15 protein-coding genes are annotated in these 20,941 nt (G+C 70.7%); 2 read left to right on the top strand and 13 right to left on the bottom strand.

Annotated features, from left to right (window positions below; all coding sequences use genetic code 11):
- Positions 1-178 precede the first annotated feature (178 nt).
- The 7 genes from IM777_RS14610 to IM777_RS14580 all read right to left on the bottom strand — a co-directional run bounded on the left by IM777_RS14610 (position 179) and on the right by IM777_RS14580 (position 12,112).
- Entirely contained in the window at positions 179-2,953 is a 2,775-nt protein-coding gene (locus IM777_RS14610) for an alpha-L-rhamnosidase (RefSeq protein ID WP_194383862.1), read from the bottom strand.
- Positions 2,950-4,458, bottom strand: a complete 1,509-nt coding sequence (locus tag IM777_RS14605) for a glycoside hydrolase family 43 protein (RefSeq protein WP_194383861.1) — start codon at positions 4,456-4,458, stop codon at positions 2,950-2,952. The genes IM777_RS14610 and IM777_RS14605 overlap by 4 nt, the downstream gene beginning before the upstream one ends.
- On the bottom strand, positions 4,455-6,881 hold the full coding sequence (locus IM777_RS14600) for a beta-glucosidase family protein (RefSeq protein ID WP_194383860.1): 2,427 nt from the start codon (positions 6,879-6,881) through the stop codon (positions 4,455-4,457). Before IM777_RS14600 ends, IM777_RS14605 begins: the two co-directional genes overlap by 4 nt.
- Positions 6,878-7,723: an ATP-binding cassette domain-containing protein gene (locus tag IM777_RS14595; RefSeq protein WP_071045002.1), complete on the bottom strand. Its 846-nt coding sequence runs from the start codon at positions 7,721-7,723 to the stop codon at positions 6,878-6,880. The genes IM777_RS14600 and IM777_RS14595 overlap by 4 nt, the downstream gene beginning before the upstream one ends.
- Positions 7,720-9,582 (bottom strand): dipeptide/oligopeptide/nickel ABC transporter permease/ATP-binding protein, encoded by a 1,863-nt coding sequence (locus tag IM777_RS14590; RefSeq protein WP_194383859.1) that lies wholly within the window; start codon positions 9,580-9,582, stop codon positions 7,720-7,722. Before IM777_RS14590 ends, IM777_RS14595 begins: the two co-directional genes overlap by 4 nt.
- On the bottom strand, positions 9,579-10,520 hold the full coding sequence (locus IM777_RS14585; protein WP_071045000.1) for an ABC transporter permease: 942 nt from the start codon (positions 10,518-10,520) through the stop codon (positions 9,579-9,581). Before IM777_RS14585 ends, IM777_RS14590 begins: the two co-directional genes overlap by 4 nt.
- Before the next feature lie 62 nt (positions 10,521-10,582).
- Entirely contained in the window at positions 10,583-12,112 is a 1,530-nt protein-coding gene (locus tag IM777_RS14580; protein WP_071044999.1) for an ABC transporter substrate-binding protein, read from the bottom strand.
- Between the two features lie 195 nt (positions 12,113-12,307).
- Here IM777_RS14580 and IM777_RS14575 point away from each other — a divergent pair, with 195 nt between their 5' ends.
- Entirely contained in the window at positions 12,308-12,976 is a 669-nt protein-coding gene (locus IM777_RS14575) for a TetR/AcrR family transcriptional regulator (RefSeq protein WP_071044998.1), read from the top strand.
- Positions 12,973-15,393, top strand: a complete 2,421-nt coding sequence (locus IM777_RS14570; RefSeq protein WP_194383858.1) for a glycoside hydrolase family 2 TIM barrel-domain containing protein — start codon at positions 12,973-12,975, stop codon at positions 15,391-15,393. Before IM777_RS14575 ends, IM777_RS14570 begins: the two co-directional genes overlap by 4 nt.
- 135 nt (positions 15,394-15,528) lie before the next feature.
- Here IM777_RS14570 and IM777_RS14565 read toward each other — a convergent pair whose 3' ends face one another.
- Genes IM777_RS14565 through IM777_RS14540 form a run of 6 tightly spaced genes read right to left on the bottom strand, consistent with a single transcriptional unit; the run spans position 15,529 to position 20,941 of the window.
- Positions 15,529-17,253 (bottom strand): D-apionate lactonase family protein, encoded by a 1,725-nt coding sequence (locus IM777_RS14565; protein ID WP_194383857.1) that lies wholly within the window; start codon positions 17,251-17,253, stop codon positions 15,529-15,531.
- Positions 17,253-18,008 carry an SDR family NAD(P)-dependent oxidoreductase gene (locus tag IM777_RS14560; protein ID WP_071044995.1) on the bottom strand — a complete coding sequence of 252 codons (756 nt, stop codon included), beginning with the start codon at positions 18,006-18,008 and terminating at the stop codon, positions 17,253-17,255. Before IM777_RS14560 ends, IM777_RS14565 begins: the two co-directional genes overlap by 1 nt.
- A gap of 23 nt (positions 18,009-18,031) precedes the next feature.
- A complete protein-coding gene (locus IM777_RS14555; RefSeq protein ID WP_194383856.1) occupies positions 18,032-18,904 on the bottom strand; it encodes a phosphogluconate dehydrogenase C-terminal domain-containing protein in 873 nt (290 codons plus the stop codon).
- Positions 18,901-19,695, bottom strand: coding sequence for a sugar phosphate isomerase/epimerase family protein (locus tag IM777_RS14550; RefSeq protein ID WP_194383855.1), 795 nt, complete (start codon positions 19,693-19,695; stop codon positions 18,901-18,903). The genes IM777_RS14555 and IM777_RS14550 overlap by 4 nt, the downstream gene beginning before the upstream one ends.
- Positions 19,692-20,465 carry a triose-phosphate isomerase family protein gene (locus IM777_RS14545; RefSeq protein WP_194383854.1) on the bottom strand — a complete coding sequence of 258 codons (774 nt, stop codon included), beginning with the start codon at positions 20,463-20,465 and terminating at the stop codon, positions 19,692-19,694. The genes IM777_RS14550 and IM777_RS14545 overlap by 4 nt, the downstream gene beginning before the upstream one ends.
- Positions 20,465-20,941: a ribose-5-phosphate isomerase gene (locus IM777_RS14540; protein ID WP_194383853.1), complete on the bottom strand. Its 477-nt coding sequence runs from the start codon at positions 20,939-20,941 to the stop codon at positions 20,465-20,467. The genes IM777_RS14545 and IM777_RS14540 overlap by 1 nt, the downstream gene beginning before the upstream one ends.

The following is a 20,941-nucleotide window of genomic DNA, read 5'->3' as shown; positions in this document are numbered from 1 at the left end:
GTCGACAACCCCGCCGCGATCCCACACCAGAACCGCCGCCTCACCACCCGCAACACCTCTCACTCGAGGTGTTGCACTGACCCCCTGAACTCACCCGGCGTGTCGATCCTCTCGAGACCGGATCTCCTCTCGAAGCGTCGGGTGATCCGGTGCCGAGCCGACGAGTTCCGAGCCAGGGTCAGGCGGTGGCGGCGCGGATCGCAGCGTCGACCTCGGCGAGAACGTGCGGCGGCGTGAACATCAGAGCCGTCGACAGGGCTCGACGCGTGCCCCACACCGTTCCCGTGCGCACCGCATCCACCCGTTCGGGCGCGTGCTCGGAGAGGGTGTCGAGCAGGGCCCGGTAGGCGCGCGGGTCGTCGATGACGTCGGCGAGCATCGCGTCGAGTCCGGGTAGAGCCGGATGCTGCCGCGGCGCCGCGGCGGCGACGCGCCACTCGTGGGAACCGGATGCGACCTCCCGCGCGGCTCCGTCGCCCAGATCGACCTCGGCGACGGTATTGGCCGGGACGACGGCCGACACCACGATCTCGTCGCCCTCGCGCCGCCACGCCACGGCAGCCTCGCCATAGGGCGTGAGGTGCCGGGTCGACGCGTGCTCGAGTGCGGGGAGAGGGCGCGGAGCGATGCGCAGCCTGCGGTACCCGGGCGCCGCCGGAGCGAGCCCGGCCACCGAGCGGTGCAGCCAGTCGGCCACCGCACCCAGCGCGTAGTGGTTGAACGAGGTCATCTCCCCGGGGTTGATCGACCCGTCGGGCAGCATGGAATCCCAGCGCTCCCACACGGTCGTCGCTCCCATCGTCACCGGGTAGAGCCACGAGGGACACTCCGTCTGCAGCAGCAGGCGTTCGGCGACGTCCAGGTGCCCGGCCTCGGTGAGAGCATCGGTGACAAGGGGCGTGCCGACGAAGCCCGTGCCGATGCGGTAGCCGCCCTCGCGCACGAGGTCGGCGAGCCGCGCCGCGAGTCTCGTGCGCAGCGCCGGGTCGGTCACCAGGTCGAATTCCAGCGCGAGGGCATACGCCGTCGGGGCGTCGTCCATCATGCGCCCGGCCGGTGTGACGTACTCGGCGACGAACGCGCTGCGGGATGCGTCGGCGAGCCGGGCGTATCGGTCCCGATCCGCTTCGTGGCCCAGCAGGTCGGCCGCCTCGGCGACGCGTCGCAGCGAGCGGGCGAGATAGGCCGAGGCGACGATGTCGCCCGATACCTTGGCCGCCCCGGGGTCATCCGGCGGGGCGGAGGGGTCGAGCCAGTCGCCCAGCTGCATGCGACCGGTCCAGAGCCCCGACCCGTCGGTGTCGGCCAGCACCGCCTCGATCCAGCCGAGCATCGAGGAATACTGTGCGGCGACGACGCCCGCATCTCCGAAGCGCTCGTGGAGCACGTCGGGCACGACCGTCGCGGCGTCTCCCCAGGCCGCCGTCGGGCCGCCGGGCCCGAAGGCGGGCAGAGCCGCGGGCACGACCAGCGGCACCGAGCCGTCGGCGGTGCGCGCCTGCTCGTAGGCCAGGTCCCGCAGCCAGGAGGTGAGGAATCCGTCGCAGTCGTACAGGTAGCTCGCGGTCGGGGCGAAGACCTGGATGTCGCCGGTCCAGCCGAGGCGTTCGTCGCGCTGCGGGCAGTCCGTCGGGATGGACAGGAAGTTGCCGCGCATGCCCCATACGACGTTCTCGTGCAGGCGGTTGAGCTCGGCGTGCGACGAGTCGAACCATCCGGTGCGGCGCATGTCGGTGTGCAGCACGACCGCCTCGACGTCGTCGGGAGAGACATCGGTGCCGGTGATCTCCGCGTAGCGGAAGCCGTAGAAGCTGAAGCGCGATTCCAGCACGTCGTCGCCGCCGGACAGATCGAAGGTGGCGGTCGCGGCGGCGTTGCGAAGCGGTCGGATGCCGAGCTCGCCGTCTTCGAGCACCTCGGCGTGACGCACGACGAGCCGGGCGTCGCGGTCGCCCCTCACCCGGATCCGCACGCGGCCGACGAGGTTCTGTCCGAAGTCGAGGATGCGGCCGCCTGTCGCCGAGACGACGACCTCTGCGACGGGCAGCGTCTGCGTGCGCCGCACCGGCGCTGCGATGCGGGCTTCGGGAACGGGCACGCTCTCATATCCGGGCTTCGCGGCGGCACCGACGCGCACGGGCGCCCAGCTCGTCGCGGAGCGCCGGAGATCCTGGTGCTCTCCGGCGTAGATCCCGCTGTCCACCACGGGCCCCCCGGCCGCCTCCCATGACGCGTCGGTCGCGGCGACCGTGCGCACCGTCCCGTCGAGGCCGGTCACCCGAACCTGGGCGAGGAAGGCCGGCTGCGACCCGTAGAGCCGGTCGGTGAAGGTGAAGAAGCCGTACTTCTCGGTGTACCAGGCGCCGGCCACCGTGGCGGCGAGCTCGTTCTCGCCCGGGTGCACGAGGGCGGTGACGTCGACCGTCTCATGCACCAGCCGGTCGCGGTAGGCCGTCCATCCCGGCGCGAGGACGTCGTCGGACACGGGTGAGCCGTTCACGCGCGGCTCCGCGACACCGAGCGCCGTCCACAGCAGCTCCGCCCGTGCGATGTCATCGCCGAGGGTGAAGCGCGTGCGCGCTTCGAACGGCTGCGCCTCGCGGGTGGGGGATGCCAGCCCGACGGGTTCGGCGATCCACTCGTCCGCAGCGAGGAATCCCGCTACGAGGGTGACGGCGGTGCTCCAGGCCGTGGTCGCCCCGGCCGTTGAGTGCACGCGCACGGCGACGTCACGGCGCTCGCCGGCCGCCAGCGGGGAGAAGGGCCAGGCGACGAGCACGCTCTCGGCCGTTTCGAGGACCACGGTGTCGGTGCCGTCGGTGAGCTCCGCCGAGCGCTGCCGCCATCCGTCCGGCGCATCCGTGATCTGCCAGGTCAGTCGCGGCGTCGCCGTCGCGACGAGTGGGACGTCATCCCGCAGCTCCGCCCGCAGACAAGCGGTCGCACCCGTCATCCGTCGTGCCCCTCCGCCTCCCACGACGATACGGCGACCCGGCCGGCGACCGCGTAGACGCCGATGACCCGGCCGGTGAACGACTCGGTCACCTCGCTCGACAGGAATCGTCCGTCGATGCGCGCGAGATCCACGCGGGTCCCGTCGACGGTCGCCGCCAGGTGGAACTCATCGCTCGTGGTCACCATGGCGGCACCGGCCTGTGGCGGTCGGGACCCGAGGTGGAGGTCGATGACGTCCGACGCCGCGGCCGCCGACCACTCCTGCAGCAGCCCGCCGATGTGGGCGCGCGCGGTGACCGATTCCCCGTCGGCCTCGATCTCGATGAAGAATCGCTCGTCGTATCGCACGGCGAGTCCACCGGTGCCGTCGGAGACGTCGATGCGAACCGTCACCTCGTTCGTGAGGTGCTCCTGACGGCGCCCGACGAACACCGGCTGGGAATCGGCGAGGGTCGAGCCGTCGGCGGTCAACACGAGACGGTTCCCGTCCCGATGCGACACGTCTTCGGGGAGCCGGCGCACGGCCATCCACTCCGCGTCCAGCGGAGCGGAGAAGTCGATGTCGACGCGCGTGCCGGGGCGCGGGTTCAGCTCGACGGGAGCGATGCTCGGCCACCCGTCCTGCCACGTGACCGGGGTCACGAAGGTCTCACGGCCCAGCGCCGAGAAGGCTCGGGTTCCGCTGCGCGGGCGCACGCCGAGCAGCACGCACAGCCACTGTCCGTCGGGGCCGACGACGAGATCGCCGTGGCCGGTGTTCTGGATGGGCCGCGGCGTCGACCGTGCCGAGACGAGGGGATTGCGCGGAGCGCCCTCGAAGGGTCCTTCCGGGCTGTCGCCGCGAGCGATGCTGATGCCATGCCCGCGCTCCGTACCGCCCTCGGCGATCATCAGGTACCAGGAGCCGTCGATCTCGTAGAGGTGAGGAGCTTCGGGGAACATCAGCCCGGTGCCCGACCACAGCGACCGCGGCGCCTCGAGGGCAGTGTGGGTGTCGAGGTCGACGCGCACCTGCTGGATCCCCAGGTGAGTCGGTGCATTCGGGTTCAGGTCGCCCGAGAGGAGCAGGCCGGAGAAGGTGATGTAGCAGGTGCCGTCGGCGTCCCACGCGATGTCGGGGTCGATGCCGAACACGCTCTCCGAGCCGTCGGCCATCACGATCAGATCGCCGTCCGACCACGGCCCCGCCGCGTCTTCGGCGGTGAAGTGCAGCATCCCACGGCCCATCGCGTCGGTTATCACGAGGTGGAACCGGCCGTCGTGGTGGCGGATCGTGGGGGCCCACGCGCCGCCGCCGGTCGGGACCGACTCGACACCGAGCTGACCCGCCCGGGTGGCGACGTGGCCGATCAGCTCCCACGTCACGAAGTCCCTCGAGCGGTGGATGGGGATGCCCGGCAGGTATTCGAACGTGCTGGTCGCGATGTAGTACCACCCGTCGACCGCGACGACACTCGGATCGGGGTGGAACCCGTTGATCAGGGGGTTGTGAAGCGTTGTCATGCGTTGATGCTCCAATCCAGCTCGAGGTTCGACGCCGCAACGGACGCGCCGATCCGCAGGGTGTACGTGCCGGGCTCGACCTGCCAGCCGGCGCCGTTCCAGTGGGCGAAGCGGCGGGCGGGCAGCGCGATACGGGCTGTCACCGTCGCGCCGGCCGCAGCGCGCACGACGCCGTACCCGACCAGCCAGCGCACCGGACGCTCGACCGACGAGTCGGCGCGCTCGGCGTAGACCTGCACGACCTGCTTGCCGGCGCGGGCGCCGGTGTTCGCGATGGTGACCTCGAGCGCGTCGCCGTCGCGCTGCGCCGCGCCCCACGACCACGTCGTGTAGCCCAGGCCGTGTCCGAACGGGAACGCCGGAGCGGCCGCATCCTTCAGCCACGCCCGGTAGCCGATGTGGATCCCCTCCTCGTACCGCAGAATGCCGTCGGTCGGAGTGACGGCGGTGACGGGGACGTCGGCCAGGGCAGCGGGCCAACTGGTGGGGAGCCGTCCGCCGGGCTCGGCGGTGCCGGTGAGCACGTCGGCCAGGGCGGCGCCGAACTCCTGGCCACCGAAGTAGCCCTGCACGATCGCGGCGACATCGGCGGCCCACGGCAGTTCGACCGGTGAGCCGGCGTTGACGACGACCACGGTCGGCGTGCCCGTGGCGGCCACCGCGCGCACCAGATCGTCCTGACGACCGGGAAGGGCCAGGTCGGTGCGGTCGTAGCCCTCCGATTCCACCTTCGAGTTCGTGCCGACGACGACCACGGCGACCTCGGCGTCGTCCGCCGAAGCGACCGCACGGGCGATGAGCTCGTCGGGGTCGGTGCGCTCCGGGGCGATCCCGAGCGTGACGGACAGGGCGCCGCTGAGCGCGCTCTCGACCTCGTTCACGCGCAATTCCAGCCGGATGCGGCGGGCGACGCCCTGCTCCACGGGCACCGTCGCGGTCAGCGACGGCGGGTTGAGGAAGGCCGCGCCGAGGTCGGTGCCCTCGATCACGGGCGCCTCGTCGAGAACCGTCTCGCCGTCGACCTGCAGGACACCGCGATTGGCGCCGGCGAAGCCCAGCTCGACCTCGCCGGTCTCGTCGGCGACGAAGTCCGCCTCGAGCACGACGCGTCGGCTCGCCGCGATCGGGGCGTCGCCGCCGAACCACACCAGGGCGGTCGAGCGGCGGTCCTCGGCGAACAGCTCCGCCCCGTGAGCGTCGAAGAAGCTCACCCGCACTCCGGGCGCACCGGTCACGGGGTTCGCGATCTGCTCGAGCGGGATCTCCGCCACACCTTCCTGCACCACGGCCCCGATCTCGTACGAGACCTCGGCGTTCGCGAAGGCGGTGCGGATGCCCTCGAGCGGCGTCACGATCTGCTCGGGCAGCACGGTCGCGCTGCCGCCGCCCTGCGTGCGCGCTTCGAGAGCGTTGTGACCGATCACGGCGATGCGAGACAGCGCCGGGGACAGCGGAAGGGACCCGTCGTTCGCCAGCAGCACGGTTCCCTCGACGGCGGCCTCGCGCGCGAACGCGCGGGCGTCCACCGGATTCGGCGTGACAGCGGCATCCGCCCCGAGCGCCCCGACGCGCTCGGCAAGCAGCAGCAGCCGCAGCACCTTGCGGTCGAGGTCGGATTCGGACACGCCGCCCTCGCGCACGGCGTCGACGAGCCCGGCCCACGCCGGCGCGGGACCGGGCATCGCGAGATCCTGCGAGGCGGCGACCGCGTCGAGTGACCGCACGGCCGTCCAGTCGCTGATCACAACGCCATCGAAGCCCCACTCGGAGTTCAGCGGCGTCTCGAGCAGGTCGTTCTCGGTCATGGTCACGCCGCGCACCGAGTTGTACGCGCTCATGATCGTCCACGCGCCGGCGTCGGCGACCGCGCGCTCGAACGGCGCGAGGTACAGCTCGCGCAGCGGGCGGTCATCGAGCTGCACGTCGACGGTGAAGCGGTCGGTCTCCGAGTCGTTCGCGACGTAGTGCTTCGGGCAGGCGGCGACGCCGTTGTCCTGCAGGCCGCGCACGTAGGCGGCGGCGAGTCCCGACGTGAGCTCGGGGTCTTCGCTGAAGCACTCGAAGTGGCGTCCGCCGAGAGGCGAGCGGTGCAGGTTGATCGTCGGGCCGAGCACGACGTCGACGTCTTTCCGGCGCGCCTCGGATGCCGCGGCGGCGCCGTACCGGTACGCGAGCGCGTCGTCCCACGAGGCCGCGAGAGCCGACCCCGAAGGCAGGTTGAGCGAGGGCTCGCGCTCATCCCAGCGGGGACCGCGCACGCCGGCGGGGCCGTCGGAGAGCGTCATCGCGCGCAGGCCGATCCTCGGCAGCGGAACCGTCGTCCAGAAGTCCGCGCCCTGCACGAGCGCCGCCTTCTCCTCGAGGGTGAGCTGCTGCAGCAGCGGCACGAGATGATCGACCTCGGTGGTGGCGGGGGCAGTCATGCGGCTTCTCCTTCGGCCTGGGCGCGCAGAGCGGCGCGTTCGTGGCGACGCTGCTCCTGCTTGTCGGGATCGGGCAGCGGGGCGGCCATGAACAGGCGCTGGGTGTAGGGGTGCTGCGGGTGCGAGGTCACCTGGTCGCCGTCGCCGTTCTCGACGATCTCGCCGTGATACATCACCGCGACGCGGTGGCTGATGTGGCGAACGACGGCGAGGTCGTGGGTGATGAACAGGTAGGCGACGCCGGTGCGCTCCTGGATCTCGATGAAGAGGTCGAGCACGCGTGCCTGGGTGGACAGGTCGAGCGCGGAGACCGGTTCGTCGCACACGATGAGCTTCGGGTCGAGCGCGAGGGCGCGCGCGATGGCGATGCGCTGCCGCTGGCCACCGGAGAACTCCCGGGGCAGCCGTGAGCGCGCCCCGTCCGGAAGGCCGACGCGGTCGAGGAGGTCTCGCACGCGCGTCTTGGCCTCCCTGGCGGAGGTGCCCCGGGCGGTGAGCGGTTCCGACAGGATCTGCTCGATCGTCATCGCGGGGTTCAGCGAGGAGTACGGGTCCTGGAAGACGACCTGGATCTCGCTGGAGAGCTCGCGTCGCTCGCCGCGGGAGAGGTGGCCGATGTCGCGGCCGGCATAACGGACGGACCCCTCGGTGACCGGAGCGAGCCCGAGCAGCGCGCGACCGAGGGTGGTCTTGCCCGACCCGGATTCGCCGACCAGGCCCACCGTCTCGCCGGGCCGGATGTCGAGCGAGACGCCCTTCAGGGCGCGGAACGGCTTGGCGCGGAACCCCTTGCCGGGATACTCCACGACGAGGTCCTTCACATCCAGCAGCGGCGCGGTCATGCCCGGCCTCCTTCCTGACGGGAGGCGTAGGCCGGCCGGGCGGGGCCCTCGTCGAGGATCGCGTCGAGGAGCGACTGCGTGTAGGGGTGGGACGGGGAGCCGAGGATCGTGCGCACCGGGCCGGACTCGACGAACAGGCCCTGCTGCATCACGGTCACGCGGTCGCAGAGATCGGCGACCACGCCGAAGTTGTGGGTGACCAGCAGCATGGCCATTCCACGCTCCTTCTGCAGGTCGCGCAGAAGGTCGAGGACCTCGGCCTGCACGGTCACATCCAGAGCCGTGGTCGGCTCGTCGGCGATGATCAGGTCGGGATCGGTCGACACGGCGCCCGCGATCAGCACACGCTGCGCCATGCCGCCCGACACCTCGAACGGGTAGGCGTCGAAGGTGCGCTGCGGGTTCGGGATGCCGACCCGGTCGAGCAGGCTGAGTGCGCGCTCGGTGGCGTCCTTCTTGGACATCCCGAGGCCGACCCGGAGCGGCTCGACCAGCTGGCTGCCGATCGTGAACGACGGGTCCAGGTTCGACATCGGCTCCTGGGGGATGTAGCCCATGCGCGTCCCGCGCAGCGCCGTGTACTGCTTCTCCGAGGCTGCGGTCAGGTCGCTGCCATCGAAGTCGATGCGCCCGCCCGACACGTGACCGCCGCGGGGGAGCAGTCCGAGCACGCTGAACGCGGTCTGGGTCTTGCCCGATCCCGACTCGCCGATCAGACCGTGCACCTCGCCGGCCCGGATCTTCAGGCTCACGCCGTGCACGACCTCGACGACGGATCCATCCGATTGGTCGTACGCGACGTGGAGGTCGTCGACCGCAAGCAGCGTGCGACCGGGGGTGTCGTCATCGTGCACGATGGTCTCGCCGCCGACCGGGATGGGGCCGGAGTCCTCCAGTGCGAGGTCACCACCCGAGGTGGAGATCGACGTCGTCACCGCCGCGATGGAGGTCGTCGCGCCTGTCACGGCGCGGCGACGCCGACGTCGGACGGGGATGGTCCGCTCGAGCTCATCGCGCATCGCGTTCGCCAGGAGGGTCAGTGCGATACACGTGAGGGCGATCGCGAGCGCGGGCCAGAGCATCAGCAGTGGTGCGCGGTAGATGCTCTGGAACGCGTCGTTGAGCATCTGCCCCCACGTCGGCACCGAGAGGTCGCCGAGTCCGAGGAATTCCAGGCCCGCCTGAATCGCGATGGTGATGCCGGCCACGATCGCCGACTGGATGATGATCGGCGCGCGCACGACCGAGAAGACGTGCCGGCCGATGATGCGCATGTCGCTGAGGCCTGCGACGCGGGCGGCGTCGACATAGAGCTCGCTCCGCACGGCATTCACCGATGCGTAGACCAGGCGGAAGTAGGCCGGCGAGATGAGCACGCCGAAGACGAGCATCGCGATCCACACCGACGGGCCGACGACCGCCTGAACGGCCAGCAGCACGATGATCCCGGGAAGCGCCATGAACAGCGAGGTGACCCACGAGGCGACGGTGTCGAACCATCCGTGGAAGTACCCCGCGATGAGGCCCGAGACCACGCCGATGATCAGGGAGGTGATCAGGGCGACGAGCGAGGCGGCGACGGAGACCTGCGTGGCCGCGAGCAGCCGGGAGAAGACGTCGCGACCGGCGCTGTCGTTGCCGAGGAGGTGCTCGGGCGAGGGTGGCGCGAGGATCAGCGACAGGGATGCTTGGTTGGGGTCGTAGGGGGCGAGGAGGGGGCCGAAGACGGCCACCAGCGCGACGAGCGCGAGGAAGACGAGCGATGCCACGGCGAGCGGTCGGCGCAGCAGTCGCCGCATGATGTGGGCGTTCCCGGTGCCGCGGGTCGGTACGGTCTGCGGGGTGTCGATGGCGGTCATGACAGTCGCACCTTCGGGTTGAGAGCGGCCTGCGCGAGGTCGATGAGGAGATTGACGACGACGACGATCACCGCCGTGGCGACGACGACCCCCATCACCACGGGGATGTCGCCGGAGCTGGTGGCCGAGACGGTCAGCTGGCCGATGCCGGGCAGGGCGAAGACCTGTTCGACGATCACGGCGCCGCCGAGGAGGCCGACGAACTGCACCGCCAGCACCGCGAGGGCGGGGCCGCCGGCGTTGCGCAGCACGTGCTTGTAGACGACGCGGTTCGTGCTGAGGCCTCGGGCGCGGAGTGTGCGCACGTAGTCACGAGACGTGGCGTCGATCACGGATCCGCGGACCTGCTGCGCCACCGCCGCGATCGCGCTCAACGAGAGCGCCGCGATGGGCAGGGTGACCGAGGAGAGCCACCCGGTGAAGGACTCCCCGATGGGGACGTATCCGGTGGCGCGGAACCATCCGAGGTCGATGGCGAACCACAGCACGAGGTAGAGGGCGATGAGGAAGCCCGGCACGGCGAAGCCGACGACGGCGATGAACTGCACCACCCCGTCGACCCAGCCGCCGCGGCGGGCGGCGAGGACGCCCAGCACGACTGAGACGACGGCCGCGACGATCGTCGTGCCCACCACGAGCGTGAGGGTCACCGCGAGACGGCTCGACAGGCTTGCCGTGACCGGCTGGCTCGTGAACCACGACACCCCGAAGTCGCCGGTGAGCGCCGAGGTGAGCCAGTTGCCGTACTGCACGATCAGCGGCTGGTCGAGACCGAGCTGCTGAGCCCGGAGGGCGACGACCTCCTCGGAGGCGTTCTGGCCCATGATCCGGCGGGCGATGTCGCCGCCGCCCGCGTAGAGCAGGCTGAAGGCGACCGCCGAGACCGCGACGATGAGCACCAGGCCGGCGAGCAGGCGCCGGACGATGAAGGTGAGCATGCTGAGCGTCCTTGACAGTGTGATTCCCGGGGCCCGCCCGCATGGGCGGACCCCGGAGGTGATCAGTTGGCGGGGTAGATGTCGTAGATGGCCGGGTAGGTGTTGGTCGGCAGCATCTCGACGACGGTGTCCGCGTCGGACGGGAAGTTGCCCTGCACGCGGTACAGCGGCGCGAACCACGCCTGCTCGACCAGGTAGCGGTTCAGCTCCGCCGCGACCTCGTCCTGCGTGGCCTGGTCACCGAATTGGAACTCCTCGATCCACGCGTCCACCTGGTCGTCCTGGTAGCCGAACGGGTTGAAGATGGCGGTGGGCGAGACCATGAATTGGATGAGCTGCCAGTCGGGGTTCTGCTCCAGCGGGATGTAGCCCGCGGGGAACTTCGGCGCCAGGAAGTCGGCGATGAAGTTGCTTCCCGGATCGGTGTACTCCACGGTGATGCCGATGTCGGCCAGGGCCTGCTCGTGCAGCGTGTAGGTGGTCGCGCCCAGCTGGGCGGAGTTCGGCAGCGACAGCGTGAAGCCGTCGGCATAGCCGGCTTCTGCCATCAGCTCGCGCGCCTTCTCGGGGTCGTATCCGTAGTAGTCGTCCAGCTCCGGGTCGTAGGCCGCCGAGCTCTCGGGGAACATCTGGCCGGTGACGGTGCCGTAGCCGCTCTCCAGCGCCTGCAGGAGACCCTCGCGGTCGAATGCGTAGTTGATGGCCTGACGCACACGCACATCGCCGAGGGCTTCGTTCATCTCGCCCGCGCGGTCCATCAGCAGAATGCTGGCGACGTCGAGCTCGTTGGAGTTGATGGTCCAGCCGGCTCCCTCGATCTCGGCGAGGTTCTCGCTGCTGAACACCTTGACGGCGTTGGCCTCGCCGGCGCGAATCGCGTTCAGCTGGGCCGTGGCGTCGCCGAGCACGTTGATCACCAGCTCGTCGTAATGCTGCACATCCGGGTTCCAGTAGTCCGGGTTCGCGGTGTAGCGATAGCTCGTCCCCGGCACCGAGGCGGCGGCGTCGTAGATGTAGGGGCCGGAGCCGATCGGGTTGGTGGCCAGGTCTCCGGCGGCGATGGCCTCGCTCGAGGCGACGAGGCCGGCATCGCGCGTGAGGTAGTTCAGCATCGACGGGTCGGGTGCGACGAGGTTGATCGCCACGGTGCCGGCGTCGACCGCCTCGAACGTGTCGACGTTCGCGAAGTACGACGCGTCGGGCGAGGTGCCGTCCTTGAAGCGCTGCAGGTTCTCGACGACCACGTCGGCGGTCATCTCGCTGCCGTCACTGAAGGTGACGTCGTCGCGCAGGGTGAGGGTGAGGACGGTGTTGTCTTCGTTGTACTCCCACGCGGTCGCGAGCCAGGGCTCGATCGTTCCCTCGGGGGTCGCGACCAGAAGCGTGTCGTACATCGCCTGGTAGTACGGCGAGCGGTTGCCCCACTCGGCACCGGACGGATCGAGGGTCAACGGCTCGATCGCCGCGCCCAGCGTGAGTGTTCCACCGCTCGCGTCACCGCCGTTCCCGGAGTCCGAGCCTCCGCCCGAGCATCCGGTCAGTGCGAGTGCCGCGATGGCGAATGTGGCTGCTGTGGCCTTCCATCGGAACATCCTTGGTCCCCTTCGGGTCGTGGCGATTCCCCTGTGGATCGCCGGGTTGTCTGCGACCGTAACAGTAATTCCGAGCGCACACTAGGTTTTTGGCCTAAAAAACTAGCGGTCGCTAGGAATTCGTTATAGAACGGTACCGAAGGGACCTCGACACGGCGCCGAGGAGGGCGCTGAGGCCGGGGATACGGTGGTCAGATGACGAACGCGAAGACGGCGGCGCCGCCGCGCAAACGCCGCGGCGAGTACGCGAAATCGGAGGCGACGCGTGCCGCGATCCTCGACGCGGCTCTCGCCGTCTTCGCAGAGTCGGGGTACCGAGCGGGGTCCCTGCGCGAGATCGCACAGCGCGTCGGCATGAGCGAAGCGGGCCTGCTTCACCACTTCAAGAACAAGAGCGAACTGTTGATGGCTGTGCTGGACCGTCGCGACGAACACGCTTTCGACATCACGAGATTCAACGAGGTCGACGGGATCGAGCGGCTTCGAGGTCTCGTGCGCCTCGCCGCCTACAACGCCTCCGTACCGGGGGTCGTCGAGCTCTACTGCACGCTGTCGGCCGAGGCCACCTCGGCCGATCATCCCGCCCACGCGTACTTCCTCAACCGCTACGAGTGGACGCGGCGCGAGGTGACCCGCTCGTTCGATCAGATCGCGGAGGAGGGCCGGCTGTCCTCGGCGACGACGCCGACCGCTGCGGCGATCGCGACGATCTCGCTCATGGACGGCCTGCAGGTGCAGTGGCTGCTGGATCGCACCGTGGTCGACATGGCAGACGAACTCGCCCGCTACTTCCGCACCATCGTGAGCGGATTCGATCTCGAGTCGCTCGAATCGTTCCTCGACGGAAAGGTCCCCGCCGAATGATCCGCACGTCCTTCCCCGGTTCCTGGACGGTCGGACCGAAGCTCGGCGCCTTCGAGCGGCCCGATGCCTCGACCGCCCCGCGACCGGTCCGGCTTCCCCATGACGCCCTGCGGGACCTCGCCCGTGACCCGCGCACGGAGCAGGGGGTCCACGCCGGCTACATCCCGGGCGGCGTCTTCGAGTACGCCGTCGAGTTCGACGCCCCCGCCGAGTGGCGCGAGAAGACGGTGCTCGTCGAATTCGAGGCCGTCTACCGCGACGCCGTCGTCTGCGTGAACGGCGACTTCGCCGCCCACCACGCCGGCGGATACTCCGCCTTCACCGTCTCCCTGGACGGACACCTCCGATTCGGGGAGACCAACCGTCTCACCGTCGAGGCGCGCGTGCACAAGGACAGCCGCTGGTACACCGGCGCCGGCATCTACCGACCCGTGCACCTCGTCGTCGCCGACCCGGTTCACATCGTCCTCGACGGGGTCCGCGCCGAGGCGGCAGACGTGGATGCGGAGCGGGCGATGCTCGCGCTGTCGACCGATGTCGTCAACACCACGCGGCGCACGCGCACCACGCGGGTCGCGTGGGAGGTGCACGATCCGCGCGGGGTCTCGGTCGCCGCCGTCTCGGTGCCGCTCACGCTGGCGCCCGGCGAGACCGGCACGGCTCGCGCCCGTGTGGCCGTGCTCCATCCGCAGCTGTGGGGTCCGGAGTCGCCGCACCTCTACACCGTGGACACGACGCTCGACGACGAGACCGACGGTGCGCGCCTGGACCGGGCCAGCGTCGTCACCGGCATCCGCACCCTTCAGCTGGATCCGCTCCGGGGTCTGCGCATCAACGGCGCGCGCGTCGACCTTCGGGGAGCCTGCGTGCACCACGACAACGGCGTCCTCGGCGCGGCAGGTGACGCCGCGGCGGAGGACCGCCGCATCCGGCGATTGAAGGACGCCGGGTTCAACGCGATCCGCAGTGCGCACAACCCCGCCTCGCGAGCGGTGCTCGAAGCCTGCGATCGCCACGGCATGCTCGTGATGGACGAGCTCACCGACGTCTGGACCCGCTCGAAGACCGCCTTCGACTCGTCTCTCGCCTTTCCGTCGACCTGGCGCGAGGAGGTGGCGGCTCTGGTCGCGAAGGACCGCGCCCACCCGAGCGTGATCATGTACTCGATCGGCAACGAGATCCTCGAACTCGGCCGTCCCCTCGGCGCGGCGTGGGGCCGTCGCATCGCGGAGGAGTTCCGTTCGCTCGATCCGTCGCGGTACGTCACGAACGGGATCAACGGCATCATCGCCAACCTCGACGCGGTCGCCGAGTCGATGGCTGCCGCCGAGGAGGACGCGGCCGATCCGAACACGATGATGGCCAACATGGGCGCACAGATGGCCGCGGCGAACGCCTCGGAGGCGATCTCCCGCTCGATCGAGGAGTCTGCCTCCGTGCTCGATGTGGTCGGCTTCAATTACGCCGACTCCCGCTACCGGCAGGATGCCCACGATCACCCGCACCGGGTGATCGTGGGGTCGGAGACCTTTCCCGATCGCATCGCCGAGCTGTGGCGCCTGGTCACCGAGCTTCCGCACGTCATCGGGGACTTCACCTGGACCGGGTGGGACTACATCGGCGAGGCGGGGATCGGGCGCGTCGACTACACCGACGTCGACGGCTACGTGCCGACCGGCACCGCCGGCCCCTACCCCTATCTGCTGGCCGACTGCGGAGACATCGACATCACCGGGCACCGGCTTCCGGCGTCGTTCTACCGCGAGATCGCCTTCGGGCTGCGTCGCGATCCCTACATCGCCGTCCACCGCCCGCAGCACCACGGTCGCCCGACGGCCAAGACGCCGTGGTCATGGGATGACGTGGTCGCGAGCTGGTCGTGGGACGCGCCGCAGGGCGCACCGGTGACGGTCGACGTCTACGCCGACGCCGACGAAGTGGAGCTGCTCCTCGACGGGCGGTCGCTCGGGCTCGAGCCGGTCGGCCGGGTGCGAGACCTCGTGGCGAGGTTCGAGGTCGGCTATGCGCCCGGGGAGCTCACCGCGGTAGCCCGCCGTGAGGGGACCGTCATCGGCACGCACGCCCTGGCATCCGCAAGCGGTGACGTCAAGCTGCATGTCGATATGGAGGAGGAGATCCTCGCGGGTCCGCTGTCCTTCGTCGACATCTCGCTCGCCGACGGAGCGGGGATCGTTCCGTGCGATCGGGATGTGCGCGTGACGGTCGAGGTGACCGGCGCCGCGGAGATCGCGGGACTCGGAACCGGTCGCGCGCGTACGGAGGAGGGCTTCGCCGGGCCGTCCTGCACGACCTTCGACGGGCGCGCCCTCGCGGTCGTCCGCCGCGTGGGCGAGGGTCCGGTCTCGGTGTCGGTCGCCGCGGACGGCTTCACCCCGGTCGATATCTCCCTGCCCTGACGTGTACACGGAAGGTGCGCAGACTGGCGGTGGTCACGCGCCTGAAGAGGAGGTCCCGCCTGGAGAGGATCTGCGGACGGCGTTCCGTCCTCGGCAGCCGTGATCTCCTCCGCGCGGGCGCGTCAGGATGCCGGATTAGGATGCCGCGGTTCGGCGCCACGAGAGCGCCGGCACCGTGACGGCGGCGTCGCCGACGCGCACCACGCGGTCGGCGGCATCCAGATTCGCGACGACGACCTCTCCGGCCTCGACATCGCGGATCGCCCACACGAGGCCATCTGCGGTTCCGCCCGTCGCGACGACGCGGCCCTGAAGCGCGGCCAGCATCTCGATCGCCTCGGTCACCGGCCGTGAGGAGCCGTCGGCGCGGAACACCCCGCGCGGCCCCCATTCCTCGAAGTAGGCGAGTGTCGCGACGCCGGGCGCGGTGAAGGCCGCTGCGCTCGCGAGCGTCCAGGCCGCGAGCTCGGGCGCATCCATCCGGGGGTCGGCGGCATCCAGCAGCGCCGGCCCGTAGCCGTCGCGCAGGTCGCCGTGGGCGGACATCGGCGGTGGAGTGGTCGCCACGTCGTTGACATGCGGTCGCAGCGAGATCGGCCCGATGTGCACGGCGCCGCCGCCGGCGATCTCGACGGTCTGCTCGGCGACCAGGCGCTGCATGGCGACCGCTTCGGTCAGCTGCGCCGTGCTGAGGCTGTGGAACAGCGGTGTGCTGCTGAAGACGATGCCGTCCAGCCCTTCGGGGAGCCGATGCTGCTCGCGGTTGAGCTCGGTGAAGTGCGATCGCACCCCGCCGGCGAGGAACGCGGTGATCCCGGCGTCGCGCAGCGCAGCCCTCACGAGCGCGACGGCGGCCGTGTCCGACACGAGCCGCGCGTCGCCCGTCGGCCAGAACGCCGTGACACGGGCGAGGTCGAGGCCGGCGAGCTCACCCGCCGCGGCCTCGATGAGGAGCGGCTCGGCATCGGCGAGGATGAAGCGCACGTCGAGCGGCCGGTCCGACGCCGCCGCACGATCGAGCGCCGCCCGCCATGTCGGCGAGGCGAGGTCGAGTTCGACGAGGCTTGCGGCCCACGGGATCGCCGGCAGCTGCGGAGCCGGATCCGGTGCCGTCGACGCCGACACGGCCAGGAGCGGCATCCTGACCGGATCGCCCAGCATCACGACGTCGCGGTCGGGGCGTGCGGATTCACCGGGGCCCGAGGTGACGGAGACGGTGACGGCCTGCGAGACGGTCTCCCCCTCGGCGAGTCGGTACGGAAAGGGCAGCGAGAGCGGCCGGCTGTAGGTCTTGAACGACGCATCGGTCCAGTTGCGCTGGTCCTCCATCTCGAACACGTCGCCGTGGAACCGCAACGCCACGTCGCCGCCGCGACCCTCCCACGACAGTCCCGCGATGTCGAAGGCCGGCTGATGCGGGCTGATTCTCACCGGGAAGGCACTCGCCTCGGACGAGCCGTCGGTGTGGTCTATCCGCATCGCGGCACCGGCGAGCGTGGCCGGGTGCAGCACGACGAGGCCCGTGCGGTTGGTCTCGAAGTCGGCGGCCGCGCGCAGGTCGAGGGCGACGGTCACCGTGTCGCCGGCGGCATCCACCCGCACCTGGCCGGTCAGGTCGGCGCCGAGTTCGCGGGTGTGAACCCGGATCGTGAGCCCGCCCTCGCGCTCGATCACCTCGTCGACGGTGAGCGCCGCCGTGTCCCAGTCGCGATCGCGGACCACGGCGCGCACCGAGCGCAGCACGACGGCGCCGTCGACGGCGAGGTCGGCGATCTCGTCGCCGCGCAGCTCGGCGCTCCAGCGCCCGCTCGTCCACGCGCGGGAGGTCTCGGCCCACAGCGCGCTCAGCGACGAGGCCATCAGAGCGAGGTCATGCCGCCGTCGACCTGGAAGGTCGCGCCGGTGGCGAACGCGCCGTCGTCGCTGGCGAGGTAGACCATGATCCCCGCGACGTCGTCCGGAGTGCCGGCCCGTCCGATGGGGATGCGCGAGACGATCGCCGCGCGGGACTCCGGGTCGTCGCTGATGGCGGCGACGAGCGGTGTCTCGGTGTAGGCGGGCTGCACCGTGTTCACGCGGATGCCGCGATCGGCATACGCCGCCGCGACGGTGCGGCCGAGGCCGTGCATCCCGGCCTTCGACGCGCTGTACGCGGTGAAGTCCTTGCCCTCGCCGTTGATCGCGGTGGGGCTTCCGGTGAGGATGATCGACCCGCCGCCGTGGGCGAGCATCGTGCGCACCGCGTGCTTGACCGTGAGGAAGGTGCCGGTGAGGTTGATGTCGACCGTGCGACGCCAGACCTCGAGGTCGAGGTCGGCGATGGGCGCGTCCTGCCCGAACAGCTGCACGCCGGCGTTGGCGACGACCACATCCGGTGCCCAGCCGTCGGCTTCCACCGCGGCGAACGCGGATGAGACGGCGGCCTCGTCGGAGATGTCCATCGTGACGGCGCGGGCGCGGTCGCCGATCTCCGCGGCCGCGGCTGCGGCGCCGTCGCCGTTGCGGTCGGCGACGATGACCCGCGCGCCCTCGCGGGCGAATCGCTGCGCGACGGCCAGCCCGATGCCGAGCGCGCCTCCGGTGATCAGCGCGGTCTTTCCCTCGAGTCGAGTCATGGTGCTCCTCAGTATGTCGGCGGTCAGCGCTGGATGCGGTCGAGGTGCAGCATGCGCGCCAGGTTCTTGTCGAGCTCGTCGTCGCGGAAGATCTTCTTCCAGTCGTCCTTGATGATCGACTCGCGGCCGTAGTCCATCGCGATCAGGCACGCGTCGCTGAACGGGTTGTCGCCGCGCAGGCCGTTGGCCAGAGCGACCTGGGTGTGCCCGTAGAGGATGCTCCGCGCGGCTGCTTCCGGCACGCCCATGGTGTGGATCGCCTCGTCGAGGGCCTCGTTCAGCAGCGACCCGATCATGCAGGCGACGGTCTCGACGAGAGTCGGCTCGAGCTGGGCGAGCTGCTTGACGGTGACGAAGTGCACGTCGATGACGGGAGCGTAGATCGCGCGGACGGTCGCCTCGACGATCTCCCGGTGCGCGGGGTCGTCGCTCTCGACGGCGGCGATCGCGTCCTGCGGGGCGGCGATGCCGCCGAAGGTGTCGGCCCACTCCTCCTTGGTCGTGCGCTCCAGGAACACCGACGGGTGGCAGGGGTGCGCGACGGCCTGGACGACGTCGTCGCGCGTGGTGAGCAGCCCCGCGTATGCGGCGGCGGGGTCGAGCGTCAGCACGATCGCCCCGGCCTTCATCTGCGGCACGAGGTCGGCGGTGACGGGCCCGAGGGCGAGGTCGGGCACGGCGAGCACGACGATGTCGGCGTCGGCGACGGCGGTCGCGGCATCCGACAGCTCGCGGCCCGCGTCGAGGGTGCGCTGCTGCCCCGCGGGTGAGGTCTCGACGTACCAGACGGTGTGGTCGGTGCGGACGAGGTTGTTGGACACGCGCATGCCCATCTTGCCGCCCGCGCCGATGACGGCGATCTTGTACGTGGTCGTGGTCTCGGCGGTGGTGCTCATGACGTGCTCCTCAGGTAGTCGACGGTGTTGCGGGTCCATTCCCGCTCGGTTCGGATGGTGGTCTCGGCGTCGCCCTGCCAGGACAGCCAGTGCTCGACGATCTCGTTGACGCCTCGCGCGCGCGGGCCGACGGTCTCCAGCAGGTGCGCATAGTCGTGCAAGCCCTCACCCATGCGGGCTCCGCCGTAGGTGAATCCGACCCAGCCGGCCTGGCGTGCGAAGGCGAAGTCCTTCACGTGCACGTTCTTCACCCACGGCGCCGTCGCCTCGACGCAGGCGCGGGGGGACTCCAGCCGCGCGACGACGTTCGCCGGATCGAGGCAGATCCGGAGGCGGTCGCTGTCGACGCGCTCGATGAGCCCGATGAGGTCGGCGGTCGGGAGCTGCTCGTACGTCTCGAGCGCGAGGGTCACGCCGGCGGCTTCGTAGTCCGGGATCGCTGCCCGCAGCGCGCTCTCCGCCTCGGCGAGCGTCGGGCGCGTCGTGGGTCCGTTCACCATGCTCCGCACCAGCCGGGCATCGAAGACATCGGCGAGCTCGAGGAAGCGCGAGAGGCGATCGGGTTCGATGCCCTTGGTGCCCAGCTCGATCGCGACGCCGAGGTCGCGCGCGGCGGCTGCCGCGTCGGCGAGGTCGCGCGCGGTCATCGACTCCAGCGGGGCGTAGTCGCAGATCTGGAACAGCTCGACGCCCATCTCGCGAGTCGCTTCGAGAGCGTCGACGAGCGACAGCGGAGCGGGCACCCGATCGGAGTGCTGCCAGAAGAAGGCGTACGTGCCCAGGCCGATCACGACGCGCTCCGGGCATCGGCGAGGGCGGCGGCTTCGTCGATCACGGCGAGCAGGTTGTCCGGATCGTGGGCGAAGCGGCCGAGGAAGAGGCCGTCCGCTGCGCCGTCGAGGCGGGCGAGGAGGCCGGGCCCGGCGGATCCGCCGTAGATGACGACGCTCCCGGCGCGGCCCGCGTCGGCGTCGATCGCGCCGCGCAGGGCGCGCGTGACGGTCGCGATGTGGTCGTCGGGTGCGGGCTCGGTGGCGCCGATCGCCCAGACCGGCTCGTAGGCGACGACGACCGGTCCGGCCGGAACGCCCTCGAGGTCCGCGGCGAGCTGGTCGAGATTGGCGGAGGCCGCGTCGGCGCCGCTCATGCGGGCATCCTCGCCGATGCAGAGCACGGGGGTGATGCCGTGCTCGAGCGACGCGGCGGCCTTGCTCGCCGTGACCTCGTCGGTCTCGCCGAAGAGCCGCCGGCGCTCGGCGTGGCCGATCTCCGCGACCTGAACCCCGACCTCGGCGAGTTCGGCGGCGGTGATCTCACCCGTGAACGCGCCCGGCGGGTGGGCGGAGACATCCTGCGCCCCGACGAGCACCGGGGTCTCCGCGAACGCTTCGATCGCAGCCGGGATCTGCAGGTAGGTGGGGATGACGAAGAATCGCACCCGACCGTCGGCGATCCCCGGGTGGGCCTGCAGTCGCGGTGCGACCTCGGCGAACCAGGCGCGCGCGCGGGCGTTGCCGAAGTAGGTCTTCAGGCTCACACCGACGGTGACGGGTGCGGTCATCAGCAGGATCCGGTCTGCTCGTACGCGCCGATGACGGCGACCTTCTCGGCGGAGGCCGAGCTCGGATCGAAGCGGTAGGTGAGCCACTCGCGCACGAGACGGCGGGCGAGCTCGATGCCGACCACGCGCTGCCCCATCGTGAGCACCTGAGCATCGTTGGAGAGCACGCCGCGCTCGACGGAGAACGAGTCGTGGGCGGTGACGGCGCGGATGCCGGCGACCTTGTTGGCGGCGATCGCGACACCGAGGCCCGTGCCGCAGATCAGCAGGGCCCGGTCCGCCTCGCCGCGCGCGACGCGCTCCGCGGCTTCGATCGCGACCTTGGGGTAGGGGGTGTGGCCGTCGGCATCGACGCCGACATCCACCACCGACGCGACGCCGGGGTTCTGGTCGAGGTCCTTCTTGAGGATCTCCTTGTAGTCGTAGCCGGCGTCGTCGCAGCCGATGATCAGGCGCAGCGGTGTGGTGTCGGACAT

The organism is Microbacterium luteum, assembly GCF_015277875.1.
Taxonomy (GTDB): domain Bacteria; phylum Actinomycetota; class Actinomycetes; order Actinomycetales; family Microbacteriaceae; genus Microbacterium; species Microbacterium luteum.
This window is presented reverse-complemented; position numbering and strand designations above follow the sequence as displayed.

Coding starts and splice junctions, on each gene's coding strand:
- IM777_RS14540 (WP_194383853.1), bottom strand. CDS start 20,941: ATGTCCGACACCACACCGCTGCGCCTGATCATCGGCTGCGACGACGCC.
- IM777_RS14545 (WP_194383854.1), bottom strand. CDS start 20,465: ATGACCGCACCCGTCACCGTCGGTGTGAGCCTGAAGACCTACTTCGGC.
- IM777_RS14585 (WP_071045000.1), bottom strand. CDS start 10,520: ATGCTCACCTTCATCGTCCGGCGCCTGCTCGCCGGCCTGGTGCTCATC.
- IM777_RS14560 (WP_071044995.1), bottom strand. CDS start 18,008: ATGACTCGACTCGAGGGAAAGACCGCGCTGATCACCGGAGGCGCGCTC.
- IM777_RS14610 (WP_194383862.1), bottom strand. CDS start 2,953: ATGACGGGTGCGACCGCTTGTCTGCGGGCGGAGCTGCGGGATGACGTC.
- IM777_RS14565 (WP_194383857.1), bottom strand. CDS start 17,253: ATGGCCTCGTCGCTGAGCGCGCTGTGGGCCGAGACCTCCCGCGCGTGG.
- IM777_RS14605 (WP_194383861.1), bottom strand. CDS start 4,458: ATGACAACGCTTCACAACCCCCTGATCAACGGGTTCCACCCCGATCCG.
- IM777_RS14600 (WP_194383860.1), bottom strand. CDS start 6,881: ATGACTGCCCCCGCCACCACCGAGGTCGATCATCTCGTGCCGCTGCTG.
- IM777_RS14575 (WP_071044998.1), top strand. CDS start 12,308: ATGACGAACGCGAAGACGGCGGCGCCGCCGCGCAAACGCCGCGGCGAG.
- IM777_RS14590 (WP_194383859.1), bottom strand. CDS start 9,582: ATGACCGCCATCGACACCCCGCAGACCGTACCGACCCGCGGCACCGGG.
- IM777_RS14580 (WP_071044999.1), bottom strand. CDS start 12,112: ATGTTCCGATGGAAGGCCACAGCAGCCACATTCGCCATCGCGGCACTC.
- IM777_RS14555 (WP_194383856.1), bottom strand. CDS start 18,904: ATGAGCACCACCGCCGAGACCACGACCACGTACAAGATCGCCGTCATC.
- IM777_RS14595 (WP_071045002.1), bottom strand. CDS start 7,723: ATGACCGCGCCGCTGCTGGATGTGAAGGACCTCGTCGTGGAGTATCCC.
- IM777_RS14570 (WP_194383858.1), top strand. CDS start 12,973: ATGATCCGCACGTCCTTCCCCGGTTCCTGGACGGTCGGACCGAAGCTC.